The organism is Pseudomonas sp. PvP025 (genome assembly GCF_017832155.1).
Lineage (GTDB): Bacteria > Pseudomonadota > Gammaproteobacteria > Pseudomonadales > Pseudomonadaceae > Aquipseudomonas.
The window spans coordinates 4,145,229-4,170,039 of sequence record NZ_JAFIBJ010000001.1 but is presented as its reverse complement, the minus strand read 5'-3'; the positions used below and the strand labels follow the sequence as shown (position 1 = coordinate 4,170,039).

The 24,811-nt window shown below is 61.9% G+C and carries 16 protein-coding genes; 12 read left to right on the top strand and 4 right to left on the bottom strand.

Going from position 1 to position 24,811, the window contains the following annotated elements; genetic code table 11:
• Positions 1 to 23 precede the first annotated feature (23 nt).
• From tssE to tssA, 12 genes are all read left to right on the top strand, one after another.
• Positions 24 to 506, top strand: coding sequence for a type VI secretion system baseplate subunit TssE (gene tssE, locus JOE32_RS18125; RefSeq protein ID WP_209987069.1), 483 nt, complete (start codon positions 24 to 26; stop codon positions 504 to 506).
• Positions 506 to 2,338 (top strand): type VI secretion system baseplate subunit TssF, encoded by a 1,833-nt coding sequence (gene tssF, locus JOE32_RS18120; RefSeq protein ID WP_209987066.1) that lies wholly within the window; start codon positions 506 to 508, stop codon positions 2,336 to 2,338. The genes tssE and tssF overlap by 1 nt, the downstream gene beginning before the upstream one ends.
• Positions 2,302 to 3,372 (top strand): type VI secretion system baseplate subunit TssG, encoded by a 1,071-nt coding sequence (gene tssG / locus JOE32_RS18115; RefSeq protein WP_209987063.1) that lies wholly within the window; start codon positions 2,302 to 2,304, stop codon positions 3,370 to 3,372. The genes tssF and tssG overlap by 37 nt, the downstream gene beginning before the upstream one ends.
• Positions 3,369 to 5,972, top strand: a complete 2,604-nt coding sequence (gene tssH, locus JOE32_RS18110) for a type VI secretion system ATPase TssH (protein ID WP_209987060.1) — start codon at positions 3,369 to 3,371, stop codon at positions 5,970 to 5,972. The genes tssG and tssH overlap by 4 nt, the downstream gene beginning before the upstream one ends.
• A gap of 22 nt (positions 5,973 to 5,994) precedes the next feature.
• The gene (gene tssJ, locus JOE32_RS18105; RefSeq protein WP_209987057.1) at positions 5,995 to 6,714 is read left to right on the top strand and encodes a type VI secretion system lipoprotein TssJ; all 720 of its coding nucleotides are present in this window, start codon (positions 5,995 to 5,997) and stop codon (positions 6,712 to 6,714) included.
• Entirely contained in the window at positions 6,711 to 8,054 is a 1,344-nt protein-coding gene (gene tssK, locus JOE32_RS18100) for a type VI secretion system baseplate subunit TssK (RefSeq protein WP_209987054.1), read from the top strand. Before tssJ ends, tssK begins: the two co-directional genes overlap by 4 nt.
• The gene (icmH, locus tag JOE32_RS18095; protein ID WP_209987051.1) at positions 8,051 to 8,764 is read left to right on the top strand and encodes a type IVB secretion system protein IcmH/DotU; all 714 of its coding nucleotides are present in this window, start codon (positions 8,051 to 8,053) and stop codon (positions 8,762 to 8,764) included. Before tssK ends, icmH begins: the two co-directional genes overlap by 4 nt.
• Positions 8,765 to 8,794: 30 nt before the next feature.
• On the top strand, positions 8,795 to 12,694 hold the full coding sequence (locus JOE32_RS18090; protein ID WP_209987048.1) for a type VI secretion protein IcmF/TssM N-terminal domain-containing protein: 3,900 nt from the start codon (positions 8,795 to 8,797) through the stop codon (positions 12,692 to 12,694).
• A gap of 31 nt (positions 12,695 to 12,725) precedes the next feature.
• The gene (tagF, locus tag JOE32_RS18085) at positions 12,726 to 13,652 is read left to right on the top strand and encodes a type VI secretion system-associated protein TagF (RefSeq protein WP_209987044.1); all 927 of its coding nucleotides are present in this window, start codon (positions 12,726 to 12,728) and stop codon (positions 13,650 to 13,652) included.
• Positions 13,649 to 16,141 (top strand): type VI secretion system membrane subunit TssM, encoded by a 2,493-nt coding sequence (gene tssM / locus JOE32_RS18080; RefSeq protein ID WP_209987042.1) that lies wholly within the window; start codon positions 13,649 to 13,651, stop codon positions 16,139 to 16,141. Before tagF ends, tssM begins: the two co-directional genes overlap by 4 nt.
• 151 nt (positions 16,142 to 16,292) lie before the next feature.
• A complete protein-coding gene (locus tag JOE32_RS18075; protein ID WP_209987039.1) occupies positions 16,293 to 16,811 on the top strand; it encodes a type VI secretion system tube protein Hcp in 519 nt (172 codons plus the stop codon).
• A gap of 89 nt (positions 16,812 to 16,900) precedes the next feature.
• Positions 16,901 to 17,998, top strand: a complete 1,098-nt coding sequence (gene tssA / locus JOE32_RS18070) for a type VI secretion system protein TssA (RefSeq protein WP_209987036.1) — start codon at positions 16,901 to 16,903, stop codon at positions 17,996 to 17,998.
• 66 nt (positions 17,999 to 18,064) lie between these two features.
• Here the strand turns inward: tssA and pgaD are convergent, their stop codons facing one another.
• From pgaD to pgaA, 4 genes are read right to left on the bottom strand one after another with little or no spacing between them, the layout of a single operon-like run.
• Positions 18,065 to 18,550 carry a poly-beta-1,6-N-acetyl-D-glucosamine biosynthesis protein PgaD gene (pgaD, locus tag JOE32_RS18065; RefSeq protein ID WP_209987033.1) on the bottom strand — a complete coding sequence of 162 codons (486 nt, stop codon included), beginning with the start codon at positions 18,548 to 18,550 and terminating at the stop codon, positions 18,065 to 18,067.
• Between the two features lie 11 nt (positions 18,551 to 18,561).
• Complete coding sequence (gene pgaC / locus JOE32_RS18060) at positions 18,562 to 19,893, bottom strand: poly-beta-1,6-N-acetyl-D-glucosamine synthase (protein ID WP_209987029.1); 1,332 nt, start codon at positions 19,891 to 19,893, stop codon at positions 18,562 to 18,564.
• Positions 19,894 to 19,895: 2 nt separating this feature from the next.
• Positions 19,896 to 21,893 (bottom strand): poly-beta-1,6-N-acetyl-D-glucosamine N-deacetylase PgaB, encoded by a 1,998-nt coding sequence (gene pgaB / locus JOE32_RS18055; protein ID WP_209987026.1) that lies wholly within the window; start codon positions 21,891 to 21,893, stop codon positions 19,896 to 19,898.
• Between the two features lie 12 nt (positions 21,894 to 21,905).
• The gene (pgaA, locus tag JOE32_RS18050; protein WP_209987023.1) at positions 21,906 to 24,386 is read right to left on the bottom strand and encodes a poly-beta-1,6 N-acetyl-D-glucosamine export porin PgaA; all 2,481 of its coding nucleotides are present in this window, start codon (positions 24,384 to 24,386) and stop codon (positions 21,906 to 21,908) included.
• Positions 24,387 to 24,811 lie beyond the last annotated feature (425 nt).

The window sequence follows — 24,811 nt, the reverse complement described above, 5'->3', positions numbered from 1 at the left end:
CACACTCAGCCAGGGAGGCCGTCATGAGTAGTCAGCACAGGTTGTTGCCTTCGTTGCTGGATCGATTGCTGGACGATCGTCCGCATCAATCCGTTGAAGCAGCCTCGCAACGCCTGTGTTCGCTGGCCGATTACAAGGCCAGCATCGTGCGCGACCTGGAGGTGCTGGTGAACACTCGCCAGTCCCTGGTCGCAGGCGACCTGGACGGTTTCGCCAATCTGAGCGGCACCATCCTCGACTACGGCATGCCCGATTTCACCAGCAGAAGCGTGCTCGATCCACAGGATCGGTTGCTGATTCAACGTCAGTTGGAAAAAGCCATCACGGTCGGTGACCGACGCTTTCGCAGCGTGAAAGTACAACTGCTCGCACAACAAACCGGCCAACGCATGCTGACGTTTCGTGTGGATGCAGTTTTGCGTCTGCAGGACATTTCGCGCCAGGTCTCCTTCGATGCGGTGCTGCAAGTCAACACCCAGGAATACAAAGTGCAGAATCTCAACTGATGCTCGACGATCTGCTGCCCTATTACGAAAAGGAACTCTCGCACCTGCGCTTTTTGGGCCAGGAGTTCGCGAGCCAGTATCCGAAGATCGCTTCGCGGTTGCTCATCGAGGGCGATAACTGCGAAGACCCGCATACCGAACGGTTGATCGAGGCGTTCTCGTTCCTGTCGGCGCGCGTGCACAAAAAACTCGACGACGAGTTTCCCGAAATCGTCGAAGCCTTTCTGGAAGTGCTGTACCCCCACTACCTGCGACCCACGCCGTCGATGTCGATTGTGGAGTTCAACCTCGGCAAGCAGGAGAAGGTCACAGAGTCCTACCGTGTGGCCCGCCACACCGAGCTGCATGCCAACCCCATCGACGGCGTGGTGTGCAAGTTCCGCACCTGCTACCCGGTCGAACTGTGGCCCGTGGCGGTGCAGGAAGCCTCGTTCATCGAGATGGAACGCTCGGCGTTCAACGGCCACAGCGCCGACCTGGTCGCGCGCCTGCGCATTGGCCTGGTGGCCACCTCGGACGTGCCGTTCGGCAAGATGGAACTGGACAGCCTGCGGTTCTTCCTCGACGGTGAAAGCACGCTGATGCTGCAGCTGTACGAGTTGCTGTTCAACAACCTGGCCAAGGCCACGCTGTCGTTCAAGGACGAAGAGCGCACTCGCGAAGTGGCCCTGCCCCCAGGCGCACTGAAAGCAGTCGGCTATCAGTTGGATGAAGGCCTGGTGGACTACTCCGAGCGCTCGTTCCTGGGCTACCGCTTGCTCCACGAATACTTCACCTTCCCCGACAAATTCATGTTCTTCGACCTCTCGGGTTTTGCGCGCATTCTGGCGGGCAAGGAAGTCGAGAACGTCGAGATCAATTTCTACTTTTCCGATTACGACCTCACTGACCGCCTGGTCCGTCTGACGCAAAATATCGGCCGCAACAACTTCAAGCTCAACTGCACGCCGATCATCAACCTGTTCCGCCAGCAGGCCGAGCCGATCAAGTTGACCCATGCCCAGCATGAGTACGCCGTGACGCCGGATGTGCGCCTGCAAAGCGCGTCGGAAGTGGTGTCGATTGACCGCGTACGCCGCGTGAAAAAAGTCGGCGGCACCGATCAGGTCGGCACCTGCCACCCGTTCTTTGAACCGCGTGGCGATCAAGGCCCCGGCAGCAGCTTCTGGATTGCGCGCCGTCGTGCCGTGCAAACCCAGCAACGCGACGGCTCGAACATGTTTATCCGGGTGGTGGACCGCAACCTGGAGATGATTGATTCAAACAACGACACCCTGAGCATCCGCCTCACCTGCAGCAACCGCGACCTGCCGTTGATGCTGCCGTTTGGTGGTGAGCGCGGGGATTTCAATATCCCGGCCAACTCGGTGATCAAAGACATCCGCTGCCTGCGCAAGCCCACCGCCACTGTTCGTGTGCCCTTGGGCAACGGGGTGATCTGGCGCTTGATCTCGCACCTCTCGCTCAACCACATGTCGCTGGTTTCCAACGGCCGCGAAGTGCTGCTGGAGCTGCTCTCGCTCTACAACTACCGCAATCTGTCGGCGATCCGCAAACAGATCAACGGCATCGTCTCGATCACCAGCGAGCCGGTGGTGGCGCGTATCGGTCACCCGCGCCCCAACTTCGTACGCGGCGTTGGCATCACCCTTAAATTCGACGAAAGCCAATACACCGGCAGTGGTGTGTTTTTGTTCGGCATGGTGCTCGACCATTTCTTCGGTCAGTACTGCACGATGAACAGCTTTACCCAACTAACCCTTCGCACCCTGCAGCGCGAAAAGAGAGTGGTCCAATGGCCCCCGCGAACCGGCGATCAACCCCTGGTCTGATCGACCAGGCCAGGGCCGAGCCGCACCGATTCGAGTTCTTTCAATTGGTGCGTCTGCTGCGCCTGCATTACAGCAAAACCGGGCGTATGGACCTGCAAACGCGGCCGCACGAAGACCCGTTGCGCTTTCGCTCGCAGCTGTCGCTCAACTTCCCCGCCAGTGAAGTCAGCGACCTGCGCTTTGAGCACGCGCGCAATGTGTCGGCGGCAGGCCTGCCGCTGACCGAAGTGCAGGTGACGTTCATGGGTCTGGTGGGGCCGTCCGGGGTGCTGCCGCGTCCATACACCGAACTGTTGATGGAACGCCACATCCAGTACCGCGACGACGCGGCGCATGCGTTCCTGGATATTTTTTCGCACCGCATGACCACGCTGTTTTACGAAGCCTGGCAGAAGTACAAGTTTTATATCGAATACGAGCGCAACGGCACGTCCGGGTTTGATCGCTACCTGCTCAACCTGGTGGGCTTCGGGCCGCAGGCGCAGAAGCAGAAGTTCGACAAGGGTGAGTCGCCGCTGCACCGCGAACTGTTCAGCTACTTCTCGGGCATGTTCGCGCAAAAGCCGCGCAACGCGCTGAACCTGCAAGTGATGTTGAGCTTCTACTTTTCGCTGCCGTTCAAGGTCAAGTCCTTTGCCGGCCGCTGGCTGCGCCTGGACGCCAGCCAGTGCACGCAACTGGGCCGCAAGAACGCCATGCTCGGGCAAAGCGCCGTGGCCGGCAACCGGGTCTGGGACTACCAGTCGTGCGTACGCATCGAACTCGGCCCTTTGGAGCTGACCGACTACCAGCGCTTCCAGCCAGGCAAGGTGGATTACCAGAAGCTGGTCGAGCTGGTGCGCTTTTACGTCGGCGCCGAGCTGGACTTTCAACTGGCCCCCACGCTCAAGCGCGAAGCGGTACCGGTTGCCAGTCTTGGCCGTAAAGGCAACGTTTCCCTGGGCCGGCTTGGCTGGCTCAAACGCCCCGGCGTCGACGTGGAACCCTCCCGTTGCGCCCTCTTTCACATTCCTTTTGATGGGGTCTGCCTGTGAACCTGAAGTCCCTGTTTGCCAAGTTGAACGACAACAGCCGCGCCGCCACCGAAGGCGCCGCCGCCCTGTGTCTCTCGGAAAACCATTACGACGTCGAAGTCGAGCACTTGCTGCTGCAATTGCTCGATACCAGCGACAACGACCTGCCGGCCATCCTGCGCCACTACGATGTGGTGCCGGATCGCCTGCAAGCGCAGTTGATGACGGCCCTGGGCACGTTCAAAAAAGGCAACACCCGCACCCCTGCGCTGTCGCCGCATATCACGCGGATGATCGAACAGGCCTGGGTGCTGGCATCCATCGAATTCGGCCAGGCGCAGATTCGCACCGGCTACCTGTTGCAGGCGCTGCTCGATGATGCCGAGCTGCGCCGGGTGGTCATCGGTTCTGCGCCCGAGCTGGAAAAAATCAACGCCGATGACCTGCGCCTGCATTTCAATGCGCTGGTTGAAAGCAGTGTCGAGTCCAGGCTCGCCAAACCCCTGGCCGGCGCAAGCAACGGCGATGGCAGCCCGGTGAAGGGCAACGGCAAGACCCCGGCGCTGGACCAATACACCATCAACCTCACCCAAAGTGCGCGCGACGGCCGCATTGACCCGGTGCTCGGTCGCGAGTTCGAAGTGCGCCAGATGGTCGACATCCTGACCCGTCGACGCCAGAACAACCCGATCCTGACAGGCGAGGCCGGCGTGGGGAAAACCGCCGTGGTCGAAGGCCTGGCCTTGCGTATCGTGCAGGGCGATGTGCCAAACGTCCTCAAGGACGTGGCCCTGCACACCCTCGACCTGGGCTTGCTGCAAGCCGGTGCGGGCGTGAAAGGCGAGTTCGAAAACCGCCTCAAGTCAGTCATCGAAGAAACCAAGCGCAGCCTGCACCCGATCATCCTGTTTATCGATGAAGCCCATACGCTGATCGGCTCCGGTGGCCAGGCCGGGCAGAACGATGCCGCCAACCTGCTCAAGCCGGCACTGGCGCGTGGCGAGTTGCGCACCATTGCCGCCACCACCTGGGCCGAATACAAAAAATACTTCGAAAAAGACGCCGCCCTCGCCCGCCGCTTCCAGGTGGTCAAAGTGGAAGAGCCCGACGAGGACAAGGCCATCCACATGCTGCGTGGCCTGCTCGCCAAAATGCAGGAGCACCATAAAGTCACCGTGATGGACGAGGCGCTGGTGCAAGCTGTGCGTCTGTCCAACCGCTACATCACCGGTCGCCAATTGCCGGACAAGGCCGTCAGCGTGCTCGACACCGCCTGCGCCCGTGTCGCTCTGGGCCAGTCGTCGCAACCCGGGCCGCTGGAAGACTGCAAACGCCAGATCGACAACCTCCAGGCCGAAATAACCGTGCTGGAGCAGGAAGCTGCCAAAGGCAGCGACCATGCGCGCCGCTTGAGCGCCCTGACCGAGCAACTGCAGGCCGAGCAGACCACGCGTGAAGCCTTGGAGCTGCAGTGGAAGCGCGAGCTGGAACTGGTGGAAAAACTCGGCGCATTGAGCGCCCCCAAAAGCGGCGCACCGGATGCCGCCGAGATCGCGACGGTGCGCGCCGAACTTGCCAGCGTGCAGGGCGAGCAGCCGCTGGTACACGCGCTGGTCGACGGCGGCACCATTGGCGAAGTGATTTCCGGCTGGACCGGCATCCCGCTGGGCAAGATGCTGCGCGACGAGATCGACACCGTGCAACGCCTGCCGGCACTGCTGGGCGAGCGGGTGCTGGGCCAGGATCACGCACTGATCGAGATCGGCAAACGCATCAAGATCTCCCGTGCGCGCATGGAAGACCCGAACAAGCCCATCGGCGTGTTCCTGCTACTCGGCCCGAGCGGCGTCGGCAAGACCGAAACTGCCCTGGCATTGGCCGACACCTTGTACGGCGGCGAGCGCAACGTGATCACCATCAACATGTCCGAGTACCAGGAAGCCCACACGGTTTCCAGCCTCAAAGGCTCGCCGCCGGGTTATGTCGGTTATGGCGAAGGCGGCGTGCTGACCGAAGCGGTGCGGCGCAAGCCTTACAGCGTCGTACTGCTGGACGAAGTGGAAAAAGCGCACCCGGACGTGCTGGAGCTGTTCTTCCAGGTCTTCGACAAGGGCGTGCTGGATGACGGCGAAGGCCGCGAGATCAACTTTCGCAACACGGTGATCCTGCTCACCTCCAACACCGGCACCGACCGCATCATGCAGTGGTGCCTGAACACAGACGAGCAGCCGACCCCGGAACAACTGGTCGAAGGCCTGCGTGACGAGCTGAACCAGGTATTCAAGCCGGCCTTCCTCGGCCGCCTGACCGTGGTGCCGTACTACCCGGTCAAGGACGCGATTCTGGAGCGCATCGTCGCACTGAAACTGGCGCATATCCGCAAGCGTTTCGAGCGCAATCACCACGCGCTGCTCAGTTACGACGAAGCGCTGGTCAAGGCCATTGCCGCGCGCTGCACCGAGGTGGACAGCGGTGCTCGCAACATCGACAACATCCTCTCCAAAACGCTGATGCCCGAATTGGCGCAGCGCGTTCTGGAGCGGATGGCACAGGACAAACCGATTGAAAGCCTGACCATCGGCCTGGGCAGCGACGGTGATTTCACCTACAGCCTGGCCTGATCGACCACTACGGATAGCAGTTATGGACAAGACACGAATATCGGCTTATGCGACCTGCGTGGCAGCCCTGGTAATGACCGCGATGCTCAGCGGATGCGGCGTCACCGAGCGCATCGGCAAGCGCGCCGACGATACCTGGATGGGCGACATGTTTTACGGCGACAACGAAAAGGTGATTCTCAATACCTACGCCGGTAACCAGCTCAATCTGGACGCCGACGGCAAGCCGTTGTCGGTGGTGCTGCATGTGTATCAGTTGAGCGCGCTGGAGCGCTTTGCGGCGGTGTCCGCCGACGATTTGTCCGCCACGCCCAAGCAGGCGCTGGGCAACACGCTGATCGATGAGCGCGAGATTGTCCTGCTCCCCGGCATGGGCCAGACCGACACGTGGCCGCTGAACAAGGCCACTCGCTACGTGGGCGTTGCCGGGTTCTTTCGCAGCGATGAAGACAGCCAATGGAAGATCGCCTTTGATGCCAACTCGCTGCGCAAGGATGGCATCTGGTTCTCCTCCGACGGCGTGCGCGTGCTGGCCGACTTCTACACAGTGCAGGCGGTGGGTGGCGTTGATGTGCTGAACACACCGAAAACCGCCGCACCGTCGACGGACACCGCCAAGGCCCCGGCAATCCCCCAGCCGATCAGCGACATGGCGCAGAAGCAATCAATGGACATGGCCAACGGTGCCGTGAAAAAGGCCGCCGATGCGCAAACGAATTCTTTATTGGAAGGCGCTAAATGAGTAAGCAAAGCCGTGTGATGTGGTCAGAAGGCATGTTCCTTTTGCCGCAGCATTTCCAGTATCAGGATGAGTTTCATCAACATCAGTTGAGCGAGTCGACCCTGCGCAGCACACCCTTCCACTGGGGCGTGCAAACCTTGAAGATTGACGAGGAGGCCCTGGCCACCGGCACTCTGCGTCTGATTCGGCTCAAGCTGGTGTTTCCCGACGGTAGCCTGTATGACGCGCCCCAGCACGACCCGCTGCCGGCCGCCCGCGACTTGAAGGACTTGCTCAAGGGCAATGACCTCAAGGTGTACGCGGCGCTCAAGTTGCCGGAGCCGTTTGGCCTCAATTACGTGGAAGACGGCCAGGAACAAAAAAGCGCGCGACGCTTTCGCAAGCAGTTCGATACCTTGCCCGACCTTAACGAAGGCGACCTGGAAAACGAAATCACCAGTCTGCGCCTGAACGTGGTGATGCTGATCGACGGCGACAACCTCGACGGCTACAGCTATTGCCCGATTGCGCGGCTGTCGCGTAATAACATCGGCGGGTTCAACCTGGATGCGCACTTTGTGCACCCGACGCTGCACGTCGGCACCCATGAAACCCTGGTGGGCCTGGGCAAGCGCCTGCTCGGTGCGTTGCATTCCAAGAGCAAGGCGCTTTCCGGTCGTCGTCGTGAACGCGCCGACCAGATTGCCGAGTTCGGTTCCAGCGACGTAACACTGTTCTGGCTGCTGAACACGGTCAACCGTGCCTACCCCAACCTCGCGCACTTGCTGGCCCACCCGCGCCTGCACCCGGAGCGCCTGTATCTGTTCCTCGCGGAGCTTGCCGGCGGCTTGCTGACGTTTTCCCTCGACACCCAGCTCAACGACATTCCCGAGTACGACCACCATGACCCGGCGGCCTCGCTGGTCAAACTCGACGAGATGATCCGGGTGCTGCTCGACAACGTGATCCCCAACCAGTGCATTGTCATCAACCTGACACAGACCAAGCCGTCTTATTGGCAGGGCCAGTTGCTCGACGCTCGCTTGACCGAGGCCGACTTCTATCTTTCGGTGCATGCCGACATGCCAGGTTCCAGCCTGCTGGAACTGGTGCCGCGCGCCATCAAGGTGGGCTCGCCGGAAGACATCGAAGTGGTGGTCAACAGCGCCATGCCCGGCGTCACGTTGAACCATTCGACTCGTTTGCCCAACGCCATTCCGGTGCGTCTGGACAACCACTATTTCTCCATCGAGCCGCATGGCCGGGTGTACGAGCGAATGATGAGCGCCCAAGCCATCTCCTTCTATGCGCCCAGCGCTTTTACCAATCTCAAGCTTGAACTGATGGCGGTACTCAAATGACTGAAGCCGTGATGCAAGGCGCCGTAGCCGCGGCGCATGAAAAGCCTACCCTCAAAGACCTGGTTCAGGACTTCATCAGCATGGCGCTGATCGTGCGCCGTGGCCGGCAGGTCACATCGGTGGATGCCTTTGAAGCCAGTGTCGACAGCTTCTTCAAAACGCTGGAGCACGATGCACGCAGCGCCGATTACAGCGTCGACGAAGTCAAGGACACCCAGTACGCCCTGTGCGCATTCCTCGACGAAAGCGTGCTGCGCTCGGGCGAAAACGCCCTGCGCAATCATTTCGAGTTACAGCCGTTGCAGTTCCGCTACTTCGGCGTACACCTGGCCGGTGAAGGGTTCTTTGAAAAGATCGAGTCGTTGCGCAGCGACGTGAAAGCCAACCTGGATGTGCTGGAGGTGTACCACCTGTGCCTGGCGCTGGGTTTCGAGGGCAAATTCAGTCTCGGCCAGAAAGACCAGTTGCGTTACCTGGCCAACACCCTCGGGCAGGACATCGCACGTTACCGCAAGACACCAAAAGCGCTATCGCCGGACTGGGCGCTGCCCGATCAGGTCTCGCAAATGCTTCGTCACGAAGTTCCCGTGTGGCTGTATCTGGTGCTCATTGCCCTGCTCTGCGTTGCGGTTTACCTGACGCTGGACTGGCTGTTGGGTAAGGACGTCGCTGCGTTGGCAGAACAAATCAGCCAACTGTTCAGTGCCTGAGCACAGATCAGGTAACCGGGTCAGGAAGACATGAAGACATTACTGCGCTTGTTGAAAAGTTTCTGGTTCCTCATCCCCGTACTGTGGGTTGCGAGCCTGCTGGCATGCTGGATTGCCGCACCGCGTGTACCGCGGTTGCAGAGCCATTTACCGGAAGCACTGATTCTGATCAGCGCTTTTTATGTGCTCATTATTGTGTTGCGCCAATACAGGCGTATTCGCACCGAGCACAACCTTGAGAACCTGGTACAGCGCGAAGTTGATCGCTCGCTCGACTCCGCCGGCGAGTTCCGCGACCAGCAAGTACTGCGCGAACGCCTGAAGCACGCCATCGCCATGCTGCGTACCGACCGTGCGGCCGGTGGCGGTGGTTCTTCGGCGTTGTACGACTTGCCGTGGTACCTGGTGATAGGCATGTCGGCGGCGGGCAAGACCTCGCTGCTCAGTCGCTCGGGCCTGTCTGCCCGCATTGCCACCAGCGCCAATGACAGCGAAAGCGGCACCCAGCACTGCGACTGGTACTTCAGCCCCGACGCCGTAATGATCGACACCGCCGGGCGTTATCTGCGCGACGATCAATCGGCTAGCGAATTTGCCGACTTCCTGCGCATGCTCAAAAAGCAGCGCAACAAGGCGGCGGTCAATGGGTTGGTGCTGGTGGTGAGCCTGCCGGAACTGCTGGCCGCCACCACCGATGAGCGCGATGCGCTTGCGGCGCAACTGGTGACGCGGATTGAAGAGTACGTTGACTGCCTGGGCGTGAACCCGCCGATCTACTTGATGCTCAGCAAGACCGACCAACTGCCCGGCTTCAGCCAGGCCTTCGAAGGCCTGGACCTCAACGAGCGTCAGCAACCGCTGGGCATGACTTTTGGTTTGTCGGAGATTCGCAACCAGGGTTTGCGCAGCGTGCTCGACACCAAACTGGCCAACCTGCAGGGGCATATTCGCCGTCACGTCGATGCGCAGATGATCGCCCTCGGCGCCGATGCCAGCAGCGCGCTGCTGAATTTCCCGAACTACTTCGCTGAACTGACGGGCGTACTCGAGCAGTTCCTCCAGCACTTCGCCCCGCACGCGCATCAGGCCAACCCGCTACTGCTGCGCGGCCTGTATTTCACCAGTGCGCTGCAGACCGACCGGCAGTTGAGCCCGGTGTTCGAAGACGACCTGGCCGAGTCGTTCGCCTTGCGTCCACAAGACGACCCGGCACTGGCGGCTGACGCCGGCAACCGGAAAATCGGGGATCGCAGCTACTTCATTACCGATACCTTCCGCCGCGTGATTTTCGCTGACCGCGACCTGTCGCTGTATCAGTCGCGGTCGGGACGCAAGTCAGCGCTGAACCCGCTGGTGATCGGCCTGGCGCTTTTCGCCGGGGTGGTGTTCATCGGTTGGCAAGGCCTGTCGTTCAAGAACAACCGAGAGTGGCTGGCCTCCATGCGTCAGCAACTGAGCGAGCTGGAGCAATCCCCGGACCGCGAGCAGTTGCTTGCCTCAGGTCAGGGCCTGGAGTTGTTGCGTAACCAGATGACGACCATCGAGCGCTATCGCGACCACGGCGTACCGCTGCGCCTGAGTGGCGGCCTGTACCGGGGCGATGATATTTATCTGGCCACCCAGAGCGCGTATTTGCAGCAACTGCGTACCCAGGCACTGGAGCCGATTACGCTCAATCTGCAACGGCATCTGCGTGAGTTCAATGACTTCGCAAAAACCATGGACCCGCAGAGTGTCACAGCGGTGCAGCCTGCCAAGGGCGCACGCAAGGGCGCTGCCGCCAGCAACGCACGACAGTTGGCCGCACGTGCCGGGGCGAAGCCTACCCTTGCCAGCATTCCACGAAGTGCCAGCGATGTCAGCCAACGGCTGACCGGCGCAGCCAAGGGTTCGGCCCGGCAGGCGCGTGACAATGCCCTCGCCGCCCTGCGCAACCCGGCCACCGCCAGTGATGCGGCGGACCTGTCGGCGACCACTGGCGGGCTGTCACTGTCGGAAGAGATGCTGGGACGTCTGGATGAGCGTCAGGTAGCGTCAATCATCGAGTCGTACAACACGCTGAAGCTGTACCTGATCCTCACGCAACCTGCGGGGCACCCGGAGGCCGAGTTTGTCGGCGCCGCGTTGCCGGTCGCCTGGGCAAACACGCTGGGCCAGGACAACCCGGTCAGCGACCAGGTGATTGAGGACAACGTGCCGGTCTATATACAGATGCTAAAGAACGGCCAGGCTCCGACGCTGGCACGTAACGAGCAACTGATCAGCGAAACGCAAAAAAGCCTGAAGTCGTTCATGATCTCCAGCTCTCTGGTCGACCGTGAATACCTGCGCCTGCAACTCGAATCCAGCCGCCAGTTCCCGGCGATTGGTTTGAGCGACCTGGTGCCGCTGCCAGGCCGCCAACTGCTGTACGGCAGCGAAGTGGTGCCGGCAATTTTCACCCGCCAGGGCTGGGACGAATTCGTCAAACCGGAGCTGATCAAGCTGGTGTCGAGTAACCTGCACAACGAAACCGACTGGGTGCTGGATGGCGAAGGCGGTGACAGCGTGGTGCAAAAGGCCAACTTCATCCGTGAGTTCATGGCGCGCTACAAACGTGATTACACCCAGGCCTGGTACACCCTGGTCGGCAGCGTCGGCGTGCGTCACTTCACCGATATGGCCAACGCCACCCAACAGCTCTCGCTGCTCAGTGACGTACAGAACTCCCCCGTCAAACGCTTGCTGTCGGCGGTCAATGACAACACCCGCTGGGACCTGCCCGAGTCGCACGAGGCGCAGCAACCGGGCACCAAGCATGAAGACAGTTTCTGGAGCAAGGTCAGCGGCATCTTCGACTCCCCCACCGTCTCGCCGGGCACGCTGGTGTCGCCACTGCCTGCGGTAAATGACGGCAGCCTGGCCGCCCGGTTCGAGCCTGTATCACGGGTGTTTGCCGCACAGAACGCCGAAGGGGCTGACAGTACGATCATGGACCGCTACCTGGCCGCGCTGCGTAAACTCAAAGTGCGGGTCAACAACATCCAGCGCTCGCAGGACGTCGGCAAAAGCAGCAAACAACTGATCAGCGAAACGCTGGAAGGCCAGCCGAGCGAGGTCACCAATGTGCGCAACTATGTGGAGACCACGATCGACACCAGCCAGGGCGGCCTGTCGAATTCGCTGCAAAGCCTGTTCAGCCTGCCGATTCAGTACACCTGGGAAACCCTGCGTGATCCAGCCGGCGAACAAATTGCCAAGGCCTGGGCACAGCAGATTGCCAAACCGTGGGAGCAGGTCATGGCCCATCGCTACCCGATTGCCGCCGGCAGCCGCAACGAGGCGTCGGTCAAGGATCTGCAACGCTTTGTCGACCCTCAATCGGGCTTGTTGCCGAACTTCAAACGTAACGAAATCGGCAACCTCGCCGGAGGCGAAGGCCTGGGCATGAGCAGCGGCGCAAAAAGCACCCCCCTGGTCAATCCGGGCATGGTCAACAGCATCGACAAGGCCAGTTCGTTGGGTGAAGTGATTGCCAGCCTGTCCGACCGCGACAACGGCTTCGAGATCATGCTGGAACCGTCGGCCTACTTCACCGACATCGTCTTCACCCTGGACGGCCAGGTGCAGCACTACCGTAACGGCAAGACCAGTTGGAGTCGGTTCTCGTGGCCGGGCACCACCACTGCCCCGGGCGCACGTCTTGATGTCGTGACGCTGAGCGGCGAGCGCGTTACGGTGTTCGACTATCCGGGACGCTGGGGCCTGCTGCGCATGAACGACAGTGCACGGGTCAACGACCTCGACGGCATTCAGCAGCGTTTCAGCTGGAACACCGCCAGCGGGCCGGTCAGTCTGACCGTGCGCAACTATGGCGGCGTCAAGCTCACCGACCTGGCCAATGTCAAAGCGCTGAGCGCATTGAACGGCGGCGACGGACGCGCCAAGTGAGGATTCAACGCATGCATCAGGAGGACCGCCGGTGATCGGGTGTTTTGGCAAAGTGCCTGCCAGCGCAGATTTCGTCAGCCTGCACGGTGCGGCGGAGGAAGTCTGCGAGTTCGACACGTGGTTGCAGGGAGCCCTCTCGGCCATGCAACACCGCGAAGACTGGCGCGAGCTGTTCGATCGTTTGCCGGTGTGCCTGTTCAGTTATCGTGCGCGCAACGGCAACTGCCTGTTGGGTGGCATGATCAGCTCAAGGGACTCCAGTGCACGGCGCTACCCGTTCTTCATCTTCCAGACGCTCAAGGCAAGCGATGTGCAGCCGCTGGTGAACCCGTTCACCCTGAGCGAATTGTTCTGTGCGCAGATCAAGCCGTTGCTGCACATGGCGGCACAGGGCGAAAGCAGCGCCGTGCTGTTTGAACGCATCAAGGCCCTGCGCCCGTTGCAGGCCCAGGACTTTGAACTGTTCCGCCGCGTGCACCACAAGTTTCTGATGAATTTCAATCTGCGCGACATCACGCGCTCACTGGAAGACTCGTACCCTGAGTTCGTCAGCAATGCCGTGCTCACCCGACTGCTGGCCCTGCAACAACCGATGCTGCATAAAAACAGCATGGCGATTTCCCTGCCGCTGCCGGCGGAGCGCGGTTTAAAGAACCCAACTGCCGATCTGTGGATCGACTGGCTCACACGCATGAAGAGCGCCGACACCGCACCGCAGATCAGCATGCTGATGGACGACTTCATGCGGCCCAAGCTGCTGTGCTTTGCTTCGCGCAACAGCAATGCCCTGTACCGGGTGCTCACCGGCACCAGCGAACGCCTGGACAATTATGATGTTCTGGCGCCGTTTGATGCCTTCGACGAGCACCATCGTGTACACGCCTTTCCTGCAATCGACTGCCCTCTTTATGACGTTATCGACCGTTTTGTCGATGCTCTGGATTTGAAGTCCGTATGAACAAGATCAAATACTACTTTTTGCGCTACCAACCCTACCTTCTTGGTGTGCTGTTCTTCCTGACGATCTTTATCGTGTGGGGCATCGGTCGTGCGCTCAACTTCACCTCGCTCAATAGCCTGCTGACCGGAATCGGCGTGTTCCTGCTGCTGTCGTCCGGCTATGTGCTGTTGCTGTATCGCGGTGTCTCCCGGCATCACAACCTCGAAGGCCTGCTGCGCGAAGACGCCGATCAGGCCGTATTGAATGCAAGTCCCGCGGACCGTGAAGAAGTCAGCCTGTTGCGCGAGCGCCTGTTACAAAGCATCGAGCGTCTGAGCAGTAACAAACCCCGTGGCACCCAGGCCAAGGATGCGCTGTATGCCCTGCCCTGGTATCTGGTGATCGGCCAGCCGGCCGCCGGCAAGAGCACCATGCTGTATCAGTCCGGACTGAATTTTCCCTATGCCGAACGTGAAGGCGCAAGGGTCGCGGGCCTCGGTGGCACACGCAATTGCGACTGGTTCTTCAGCTCGGAAGCGGTGCTGCTGGACACCGCCGGCCGTTACATGGACAACCCGGAAGAGGCCGGCAAATGGCGCGCTTTTTTGCAGCTGCTGCGCCAGCATCGCCAACGTCGCCCGCTCAATGGGTTAATCGTTGCGGTGAGCATCCACGACATTCTGCAAGCCTCGCTCGAAGACCAGGAACGCATCGCCAAACGCTTGCGCGAACGCATCCAGGAAACTCACGCACTGCTGGAGGTGCGGTTGCCGGTGTATCTGGTGTTCACCAAGTGCGACCTGGTGCCGGGGTTTGCCCCCTTCTACAGCCAGCTCGATGACGTGGCACGCGGCGAAGTGATGGGCAAGACCTTCTCCCACAAGGGGTTTGAGCAGGCTGACTGGGGCCGGCGCTTCGGCGTGGCCATGGATGAGCTGATCACCTATTGGCAGGACGTGGCCAGCCGGCAACTGGTGCTGCAGGACATTCAGGTGACCCGCCAGAACTCGGCGGTCTACCGTTTCCCGCTGGAACTGGAGGCGCTCAAGCCACGCCTGCAACTGTTCGTGGATGCCTTGCTGCGGGCCAACCCGTATCAAAACGCAGAACTGCTACGCGGCTTCTACTTCACCAGTGCGCTGGATGCCGACCAGCCTGAGTTAGGTGGCCACGCCCGCCAGGTCACTGAGCGTTTCTCACTGGAAAGCGCTCAGGAAGCGGCCAGCGGCCAGGCGCAACCGAGTGCGCTGTTCATCAATAGCCTGTTTCGCAAGGTGATCATTCCCGACCAGCACCTGGTGGCCCTGTACACCACCAACCACCGCGAACGCAGGCGCAAGGCGGCCTGGATCGGTGGTTTCGGCGCCCTCGCCCTGCTGCTGTGCGGTATGTGGGGCTGGTCTTACTGGAACAACAAAAACGCCATCCAGAACTTGTCTGCCGAGCTGGCCCAGGCCTCTGATGGCGACCGCACCGCCACCGGCCAATACACCGCATGGCGTACGCTGGACAGTATGCGTTCGTGGACTACGCACTATTACAGCCAGCACCACGAGGACGGCGTACCACTGCGCATGCGCATGGGCCTTTACCAGGGTTATAAAATCGAACCGTTGCTGCGTAGCCGCTATTTCGCAAGGCTGGAGACAGTGATGCTCAAGCCAACGGCCGACAATCTCACCCGCTCCCTGTACCTGCTGACCACCATCAAGGTATACCAGCGCAATGCCAAGGACCTGCTGCCGGTAACCGGTATCGACAGTGTCGAGCCCAAGGCGCTGCCGGTGGACAACCGCGCCCAATCGATCGCCAACTTCGGCACCGCGACGCTCGACACCTACATCATGTTGTCGCGAGCCCAGCGGGACAAGGCTGACCCGGCCTTCCTCAAGGCGAAGATGCCGGACTACTGGTACCCGGCCATTGCCCGCCAGACCGGCGTGACCATCGGCCAGAAGGATGGCTCAGGTGCCGCGCAGGATTACGAATACGCCAGCCGCCAGATCAATTTCTACAGCGATCAGATTCATGAGCCGGACGTACCCCGCATCCTCGACAACGCGTTCCTCACCTCCAGCTCGCGCAACTACATCAACAGCCTGCTGACCCAGTCGCTGCGCTCGATCGAGACGATCACGCTGGAGTCCGACACCTTGTTCGCCTTTGGCCGTGCCGATTTCCAGAGCCTCAAAAACGAAGGCCAGGCACAGTTGAGCGCCATCGCCGGCAAGCTGTTGAGCACGCCCAACATCGGCAAGATCATCATCGCCGGGCATGCCGACCAGTTGGGGGATCGCCAGGGCAATCTGGCAGTCTCAAAACAGCGCGCGCAAACTATCAAGACCTATCTGGTGGGCAAAGGCGTACCGGCCGAGCTGGTAGATGTAGTGGGCGAAGGCAGCGAGAAACCGTTGGTCAAATGTGACATGCAACTGCCCCGCGCTGCGCTGATTCAGTGCCTTGAGCCCAACCGGCGGGTAGAAATCGAAGTGCGCGCGCTCAACTGAGCCGCGTGCGCTGACCGAGTAGCGCTGTCCGGGCTGATGCCGGGGCGGCGCAACGAGAAGCCTGTCCTGATTTTTCAGGACGGTTCAAACAAGAGTTGAGACCCCACGGCGGGTTCATTCAGCTCTTAAACAGTGAAAGGAGATATTAGAAATGGCATTTGACGCATATATCCAAATCGATGGCATCCCAGGCGAAGTGAAGGACGAGAAGCACAAGGACTGGATCGAAGTGCTGGGTTACGAGTACGGTGCTACTCAAGCTACTTCTGCCACTGCCAGTTCCTCGGGCGGCGCCTCGTCCGAGCGCGTGGCGCTGAGCGACTTCAGCATCCGCAAATCCGTGGACAAGGCCTCGGCCAAACTGTTTGAAGCCTGCTGCAAGGGCACTCACATTGCCAAGATCCAGTTGAACGTCAACCGTGCGGGCGGCGACAAGCTGACCTACCTGACCATCAACCTGGAAGAAGTTGTCGTGTCCTCCGTCAAGGCCATTGCCGGCGGCAACCAGGACGGCGAAGACAAGGCAGTCAGCGACCTGCCGATTGAAGAAGTGAGCTTCAACTTCGCACGCATCAAGACCACCTACACCCAACAGAGCCGTTCCGACGGCCAGGGCGGCGGTAACGTCACCGGTGGCTGGGACCGTACCGCGAACAAAGTTTTCGCTTAAGTACCGGCGATTTCGGGATGCGCCTGCATCCCGTACTTCACACCGTGCCTGCTTGCAGGCACGGCGTTTTTTTCTGAGCAGAGTTTCCTATGCCTGAATTTCTCAACGGCCTTTCTCTGGCCGAGCTGACCGCCCCCATCGATGGGGGAAGTGGCGCAGACCTGAGTTTTTCCACCCTGTTCGATCAAATCAAAGAAGCGCGCCGAGCAGATCCCGACTACCTGACCCAGGGTGACTGGCAAACCGAACTCAAATCCTCGGATTGGGAGTTGACCGTCACCCTTGCCGCACAAGGCCTGGCTCAACAGAGCAAGGACCTGATGCTGGTTGCCTGGCTTGCAGAAGGCCTCGCGTATCAGTACCAATTTATTGGCATCGACTTCGGCCTGACGCTGGCCGAACGTATTTTGCAGACGTTCTGGGACGATCTATACCCGACCCTTGAAGACGGCATGGAAGAGCGCAATGCCCGGCTGAGCTGGCTCAAAGCCTCGCTGGTGGACGTGGTGGGCGGGTTGCCGATCACTCAGGGTGATAACTTCGGCCTGCTGCGGTATGACGAATCCCGACATATCGAAAACCTCGCCTTGCAAAACCCCCAGGCCATGCGGGCCGCTGTGGATGAAGGCAAGATCAACGCGGAAATCTTCCAGCGCTCGGTGGTGCTCACCGACACCGATCACCTTCGCCTCAAAGCCACGGAAATTGCTGCCAGCCTTAATGCCTGCCGCCAACTCCAGGCAACCTGCGACAACTTGTTCGGACGCGACGCGCCGAGCTTTGCCGCACTGGACGACATCCTGTCACGCGCCGCGCAACTGGTCGAAAAGTTGTTGAAGGACCGCGGCATCGAACTTAACCCGGTGCCCGTCGAACCGACCGCCCCCGGCATTCCCGAACTGGCCACCCCGCAGGCAGGTGCTGCAATGCCCTCACCACAGCAGACCCCATCGTCCACCCCGCTGCGTACCACCCCCACCACACGGGACGAAGCGTTCACCCTGCTGGCAAGCGTGGCGCAGTTCTTCAAAACTACAGAACCTCACAGCCCCGTACCCTACCTGATCGAACGCGCCATCAAGTGGGGCAACATGCCGCTTGAGGGATGGTTGAGCGACGTGATCAAGGACGGCAACGTCATTGACGGTATTCGTGATGTGCTGGGGACCAAGGACACGAAGTCCTGATGGTCGCGGACCGGACCACGCAAAACCCGCAATACCGGGGCACAACAGTCGCGAGCAAGCTGGCGCCTACAGTGAGCTGCGCTTGGTCGATACCTGCCCCGGCACCAGCGTCGGCGGCGAGCGCTCCACGTCACGGGAGACGTGGGATTTCACTTCGCCCACACCGCCCTCTTCGTCGTTGTGAATCACCAGCACGCCCGGCCTGCGCAGTTGCTCGAGGTCGCCCTCGGCCAGGTTGAAGCTTTCACTCAGGTGCTGGTCGCTCAGCGCATTGGCCTGGGCGCGGCGTTGGGCGAACTTGCGGCCCTTGCGTTGCTGGTAACGCGCCCAACTGACCAGGATCAACGCGTTGAACACGGCGATCCACAGGTAGATCTGCAGGGTATTGAGCGCGGCGAAGATCGGCGCTTCGATGCGCGGTCCGCCATGGGTTTCCAGCATGGCGTCGATGCCGCGCGCCAGCAGCCAGACCAGGCCGCCCCACGCAAGCAGGGTCAGCGCCACATCGATGAGCCACATCACGGCATGCTGGCGAGTTCTGACAAGTTTCATGTCACGCCTCCTTATTCAATTGGTTTGATGCCACGGTCCGGGCTCACCCAGCGCGCGCGTTTCTGGTGCTGGTTGAACAGCACCTTGGGAAAGCTGACCAGCGTGGTAAACAGGCTGACCAGCCAGAACACCATCGGGTACCACACGGTCCAGAACAGGGTTTTCCACAGGTCCTTTTCGTAACGCCGGTCGATCAGGATGCTCACGGCGAACTGCAGCAGGCACACCATCGCCAGCACCAGCCCGGTAAACGCCGGCGGCATCAGGGAGTCGACCGCGATGGCCTGGGGCAGCGGGATGAATTTGCCCACACCCCAGAAGATCACCGAAAGCATGAAGGTGAAGGCCCAGCCGGTGGACAGGCAGTATTCGAACAGCAGCGGCCACAGGTAGCGATGGCGCCATTGCCAGATGCCACGAATGTTCTTGAACAGCACTTCGGCGCCGCCCTGGGCCCAGCGCAGGCGCTGCTTCCACAGGCCGCCGACGGTCTCGGGCATCAGAATCCAGCACAGTGCACGCGGCTCGTAGAAGATCGCCCAGTGATCGAGTTGCAGCTTCCAGCTGACGTCGATGTCCTCGGTGATCATGTCGGTGCTCCAGTAATCGATGCGGTCCAGCGCCTTCTTGCGAAACGCCACCACCACTCCCGATACCGTGAAGATCCGGCCGAACACCCGCTGGGTGCGCTTGATCAAGCCGATGATCGACGAGAACTCGCCCACCTGCACGCGGCCGATCAGGGTCGAGCGGGTGCGGATGCGCGGGTTTCCGGTGACGGCGCCCAGGCGCGGGTTGTCGAGCATCGGCGCGACCAAGTAGGCCGCCGCGTTTTTGTCGAGCAGCGCATCGCCGTCGATGCACACCAGGTATTCGCTGCGCGCAGCCACTGCGCCCATGCGCAGGGCCACGGCCTTGCCCTGGTTCTGCGCCAGGTGCAGCACGCGCAAACGCGGGTGTTGCAGGGCCAGCGCGTCGAGCAGCGCAGCGGTGTTGTCCTTGGAGCCGTCGTTGACGGCGATCACTTCGATGTTCGGGTACAGCTGGTCCAGCGCGGCGTGGATGGTCTCGCCCACGTTATCGCCCTCGTTGTAGCAAGGGATGATGATCGAGATCAGCGGGTTGCCGGCCAGCGTCGGCGCGGGGGTGTCTTCTTCCCATGGCCAGTGGCGCTCCCAGTGCAGCCAGAAGTACAGACCGCCGGCGATCCACAGCGCCGACATGAACAGCGGGTAGAAGAACACGAAGTCCATCAGGAACTGCCCGGTGACCAGGAAGATCAGGCCCAGGGGCACGCCCAGCACCAGCGCCAGCACGAATAAAGCCAGGATTCTGTCGAACATGGTCAAGGGTTCCATTGGTTGGAAAGGGCCGGACGTACCGTGTTCAGGTCCGGGGAATTTTCCAGAAAGTTGTCCGGGTAGTAGCCGAAGCTGGTGACGCCCTGGCGCTTGAGCACGCCCATCCATTGCGCCATCTGTGCGCCGTCGATATCCGGCGCGGCCTGGGTCCGCCAGTCTTTGGCCTGCAGCTCGAACACGGTGCGTTCAAGCGCACCCGGACGGGCCTTGACGGTGGCCACCAGTTTCTCCAGCCAGGCATTGGATTGCTTCAGTGTCTGGCCTTCCATCAACGGCATGGCCATGGGTGCGGTCCAGTCGTAGGCCTGGAGGAAATCGTCGAGGTTCTGCGCGAACCACGCTTCGCTGTCGGGGTTGAGCATCGGCTCAGCGAAGATATTGCGCGCGGTCTGCACCTGCGGGCCGCCGATGGCGCGCACCCTGGCGGTCAACTCCTGGGTGAAGTCGATCAGGTAGCGGCTCTTGAAGCGGGTCCAGCGTTGCATCACGGCCGGGTCGGCACGCAACGCGGCGATGTTGCCGGGCAAGCCGTTGGCGGCGTAGACCTTGAGCGCGGCGGGGCTGGCGTCTTCGAAATCCGTCAGCACCGCGTCGTCGTGGTAGAGCACGCCGTCGATGGCACTGTTGCGCGCCAGGTCCTCGTAGATTTCACCGATGAGCCTGCGTACCTGCGGGTCGAACGGCGACAGGCGTTTGTATTGATCGGCGTCCGTGGCCACCTGGCCGGTGTGCGGATCCCACCGCGTAACACGCGGCAGCTTGGGGTCGAGGGCGAAACTCAGCACCGGCATCCACGCATACACGCTGGCATGGGCGCGAGTGCGCAGTTGCCAGGCGACGCGGTTGAACAGGTCGGCGCGCACCGGCAGGTGGCGGTTGGGGAAGTACAGCGAATGCACCAGGCCGTCGCCCTTGGGGTCGGCGAAGGCTTGCAGGAACACGGTGCCTGCGCCCATGTCCACCACGCGCTGCACCAACTGGTCGAGGTTGCGCGCCTGCTGGGCCGGGTCCGGGTCGTAGACGTTGTCCAGGTCCACATGCAGCACGCGCATCGGCGCCTTGGCCTGCACGGCGACAATGCTGTTGGCGAAGTGCTCGCCGTCCGGGTCGGAGGCCACCAGAAAGCGCGGGCTGTCCATCAGGTTGCCCAGGCTGTCGAGGCCGTCTTCCAGGGTCAGGGCCATCTGGTAGCCCTGCTCGCCAACCACCGCCAGGGACGTGCCCTTGGCCGCGCCATAAGGCCATACCCACACCCGTGGCGCCTTGCCGGTCACGCTGCGGATTTTCTGGCTGATGGCCGCGACGTCAGCGCGCATCCGTGTCTGAAACTGGGCATCGGTTTCGTAGCGGCCGGTCGCCGGGTCGTAGCGCATCGACGTCGCCGCCGGTTCCAGGTTGCCCTGGGGGTTGGCCAGGATGCCTTTGTGATTGTTGTCGGTGTGCGCGGCGATTTCCACCAGGCCCGACTGGGACACTTCGCGGATCTGCTGCCAGGTGAGGAATTCACCCCGCGGTCGTGGCGCGCCGGCAAAGTCCACCGGCTTGTCGAGCGGCGTATCGATCCAGTAGCCCACCGGCGCCAGCAACGCCGGCCAATGGTAAGCGCGCAAAATCGGCATCACCCGGGTGTAGAAGCTGGCGTAACCATCATCGAAGCTGAGCATGATGGCTTTGGGCGGCAAGGCCGGCCCGCCACGGCGCGCGGCCAGAATCTGATCGACGCTGACCGCCTGGTAGCCGTTCTCGCGCAGCCAGGCCAGTTGCTCGATCAGGCGCTCGGTGCGCACCGCCACCACAGTCTGGTCGGGATCGCGGTCACTGACGTCGTGGTAGGCGATGCCCAGGAAATGGTTTTTCGGCCACGGCGCTTCGTTGGCCGGTGTCGGCCGTTCGGCGGGTGGAGTGAATGGCGCGGGTTGCTGGGCGCAGGCACTGGCCAGCACTACACCCAGGACCAACAAGCAACGGCTGAGGACGGTCATGGTCGGGCTCTTTTAGAAACGGTAGGTAAGGTCGACGAGCAGGCGCAGATCGCGTTCGCGATCACCGTCGTAAGGTCGGCTGATCAGGCTCAGGTTGGCGCCGACATCCAGCACGTCGTTCCAGCGAAAGCGTTGGCCGTAGCCGACCAGCCCCACCCCGCCGGTGGAGTAATCGCGCTGGCTGTAGGTGCCTGCGCCGATCTGGAACTGCTGGCTCCACTGCGTCTCGTAGCGGTGATAAAGCACATGGTTGATGTTGAGCACGGGCAGCACCGTGAGGTCGGACCGGGGGTTGAAATACACCACGTCCTGCTTGCTGTTGCGGCTGGCGCCCACTTCCAGGCCCAGGTCCACTTGCACGTGCGGCGCGCTGTAGAGGCCCTGACGGCCGCTGAGCAAGGCTTCGAAACGGTCGTTGCCATCGCTGAAATGGGACGGGCTGAGGGTCAGTTTCCACTCGCGGCTTTCATTGGCGCGCCAGCGGATAAAACCACTGCCGCCGTTGGCCGTGACCCCGTCGTTGAGTGCGCGCAGCGGCGTGGTGCTGAGCAGGTAGCCGAGGCTGCCGCCGTATTGCCAGTTGTCGTTGATGTCGCGCGCAATCGACACGGCGGCGCCTTGCTTGGCGCCATCGCCATAGGAATGGTTGGACACCTCGGCCTCAATGGTCATGTCGCGGGTACGCCGCTCCACGCCCACGCGCTGCCAGCGATGCTGGCCGGTGCCTTCGGTGAAGTCTGCGGTGGCATAACCGGCGCCGGCGAACAGGCGCCAGTCTTCGTCGATGGGCGGCGTGTAGAGCACGCTTTCGATGCCCCAGTCGCGGCTGCCGGTGGCGGCGCCGGCGTCTTCATTGGGACCACCGCCGAAGCTTTTGCCGGTGTAGGCCTCCACGCGCAGTTCGGCCATGTCGTGCACGTCCCGCAAACGGCTGAGGCGCTGCACCTGACGGTTGTCCGGGTTGCGCGCGAGCACATCGTCGGTGAGCACATCGAGCTGGCGCCACTCCTGCAGATCCATCGCGGTGTAGGCCTGGGACACTTCCAGGCCAATATCGCGCGGGGCCTGGGCCTCGGTTTCCTTGAGGACGCTTTCGGCGCGCCGAGGCAAATCACGGGCGCGGTACATGTCGGCCTGGGCCAAGCGCAGGCCGACGTTGCCGGGGGCCTTGGCCACCAGGGCCTCCAGACCGCTTTCGCTGCCCGGCAGGTCGCCGCCATACGTGCCGGCCTGGGCGGAGAGTTGCTGCGCGTCCATCCAGTTGTCGTTGGGGTTGCCGATGGGCAGGCCCTTGAGTTCGACCCGTGGTTGCTGTTCGTTGGCCAATTGCGCGGCGACGTCACGCGCCTGCTGCACCTGGTCACTTTCCAGCAAGGCATAGAACAACGCGGTGCTGTCGTCGACGCGGTAACTGGCGTCGGCATCCGGCGCGGTCAATACCTGGCGATACAGGGTCTGGGCGCGTTCGGGCTGGCGCTGTTCGAGGTAGGCACCGGCCACCCAGCGCAGGGCATAGGTGGGCAATTGCACGCCTTCAGCGGTGAGGGTTTCGTACTCGCGCACCACGTCGGCGGTGCGCGCGCGGGCCTTGAGCGCGCCCAGGCGGTCGATGCGCCAGCGCACCACGTCTTCGCGGGCGCTGGCGTCCGGGGCCCAGCGGGTGATCAGTCGGTCGTAGTCCTGCAGCGCGCGGTCGGCCACCACGTAGCGCTCTTTCTCGGAGCGCGTGGCGTACTCGGCCAGGCGCACGCGCTCGGCGGCGAGGTCGCCTTCGAGGCGGCGCTGGGTGACCGCGTCCACCAGGCCGGGACGCTGGGCCGACAGGCGCAACGCAGCCTCTGGCAGGCGCGCCTGTTGCAGGGCGATGAGGTATTCGCGGGCGACTTCAGGTTTGTCGCCGGCGCGGGTGAAGGCCTGGTCGAATTCGAACAGGGCGTCGTAGTTCAAACCGGCGCGGGCCAGCGCGTAGCCCAGGGCCATGCGCCGGTTCGGGTCTTCGGGCTTGGCCGCCACCAGCGCGCGGGTGCGCTGCACGGCTTCGGTGGCTTTGCCGCCGTCGGCCTGGGTGAGGGCCAGGCCCAGTTGCAGGTCGATGTTGTTCGGCTCGCGCAGCAACGCCTGGCGATACACCGCCTCGGCCTGGGCCCATTGCTTCTGGTTGCGGTAGGTACGCGCCACCGTGGCAAGTGCCTGGGTACTGAGGTTGCGATTTTTGCCCTGGGCTTCGTACACCTTGAGCACTTCGGCATCCTGGCCGGCCCACCCGGCGATGATCAGGTGATCACTGACTTGGCCGGGCGTCTGGCGTTCGGCGGACAACTGGCGCAGCTGGGTCAGGGCGGGGGTGAAGTTGCCATTGCGCGCCTGAATGATCAGCGCGTCATAGGCCGGGTCGGCCGAGGCAAAAGCGGGCATCAGTAATTGGCTGCACAAGGCGACCCCGATCAGCAGACGCAACCGGCCTGAGGCACTGAGTGGTAGGTTTCGCAACATATCGTGAGCTTCCTTACACACGGAAAGCGTAACGATAGGTGTCCTGAGCAAAGCGCTTCAGGGTGCGGCGTCCACTGACGCGGCCTAGCTTTCCTGGGCGAACTATCGCTCAGGAAAACGGGGTGATGGCCAAATCGGAACAATTGTTCAGAATTGGGCTCCGTCGGGCAGCAAACTGGAGCCTCTGTGGCGAGCGGACTTGTTGTGGCCAGCGGGCTTGTCGTGGCGAGCGGGCTTGCCCCGCGTCGGGGTGCGAAGCAGCCCCCAATCGAGCAAAACGCGGTGTACCTGATACGGCTCAGCGCGTGGCTTTGGGGCTGCTGCGCAGCCCAACGCAGGACAAGCCTGCTCGCCACAGGGAATCTGCGCTTAACTGAACGGCATTAGGGCAAGCCCGCTCGCCACAACAAGCGGGCTCGCCAGAG

Bases quoted from the DNA above. Each gene is read 5' to 3' on its own strand.
- tssK (WP_209987054.1), top strand. From the start codon at position 6,711: ATGAGTAAGCAAAGCCGTGTGATGTGGTCAGAAGGCATGTTCCTTTTG.
- tssG (WP_209987063.1), top strand. From the start codon at position 2,302: ATGGCCCCCGCGAACCGGCGATCAACCCCTGGTCTGATCGACCAGGCC.
- tssE (WP_209987069.1), top strand. From the start codon at position 24: ATGAGTAGTCAGCACAGGTTGTTGCCTTCGTTGCTGGATCGATTGCTG.
- pgaB (WP_209987026.1), bottom strand. From the start codon at position 21,893: ATGACCGTCCTCAGCCGTTGCTTGTTGGTCCTGGGTGTAGTGCTGGCC.
- tssA (WP_209987036.1), top strand. From the start codon at position 16,901: ATGCCTGAATTTCTCAACGGCCTTTCTCTGGCCGAGCTGACCGCCCCC.
- tssJ (WP_209987057.1), top strand. From the start codon at position 5,995: ATGGACAAGACACGAATATCGGCTTATGCGACCTGCGTGGCAGCCCTG.
- pgaA (WP_209987023.1), bottom strand. From the start codon at position 24,386: ATGTTGCGAAACCTACCACTCAGTGCCTCAGGCCGGTTGCGTCTGCTG.
- JOE32_RS18075 (WP_209987039.1), top strand. From the start codon at position 16,293: ATGGCATTTGACGCATATATCCAAATCGATGGCATCCCAGGCGAAGTG.
- tssM (WP_209987042.1), top strand. From the start codon at position 13,649: ATGAACAAGATCAAATACTACTTTTTGCGCTACCAACCCTACCTTCTT.
- pgaD (WP_209987033.1), bottom strand. From the start codon at position 18,550: ATGAAACTTGTCAGAACTCGCCAGCATGCCGTGATGTGGCTCATCGAT.
- pgaC (WP_209987029.1), bottom strand. From the start codon at position 19,893: ATGTTCGACAGAATCCTGGCTTTATTCGTGCTGGCGCTGGTGCTGGGC.
- tssF (WP_209987066.1), top strand. From the start codon at position 506: ATGCTCGACGATCTGCTGCCCTATTACGAAAAGGAACTCTCGCACCTG.
- JOE32_RS18090 (WP_209987048.1), top strand. From the start codon at position 8,795: ATGAAGACATTACTGCGCTTGTTGAAAAGTTTCTGGTTCCTCATCCCC.
- icmH (WP_209987051.1), top strand. From the start codon at position 8,051: ATGACTGAAGCCGTGATGCAAGGCGCCGTAGCCGCGGCGCATGAAAAG.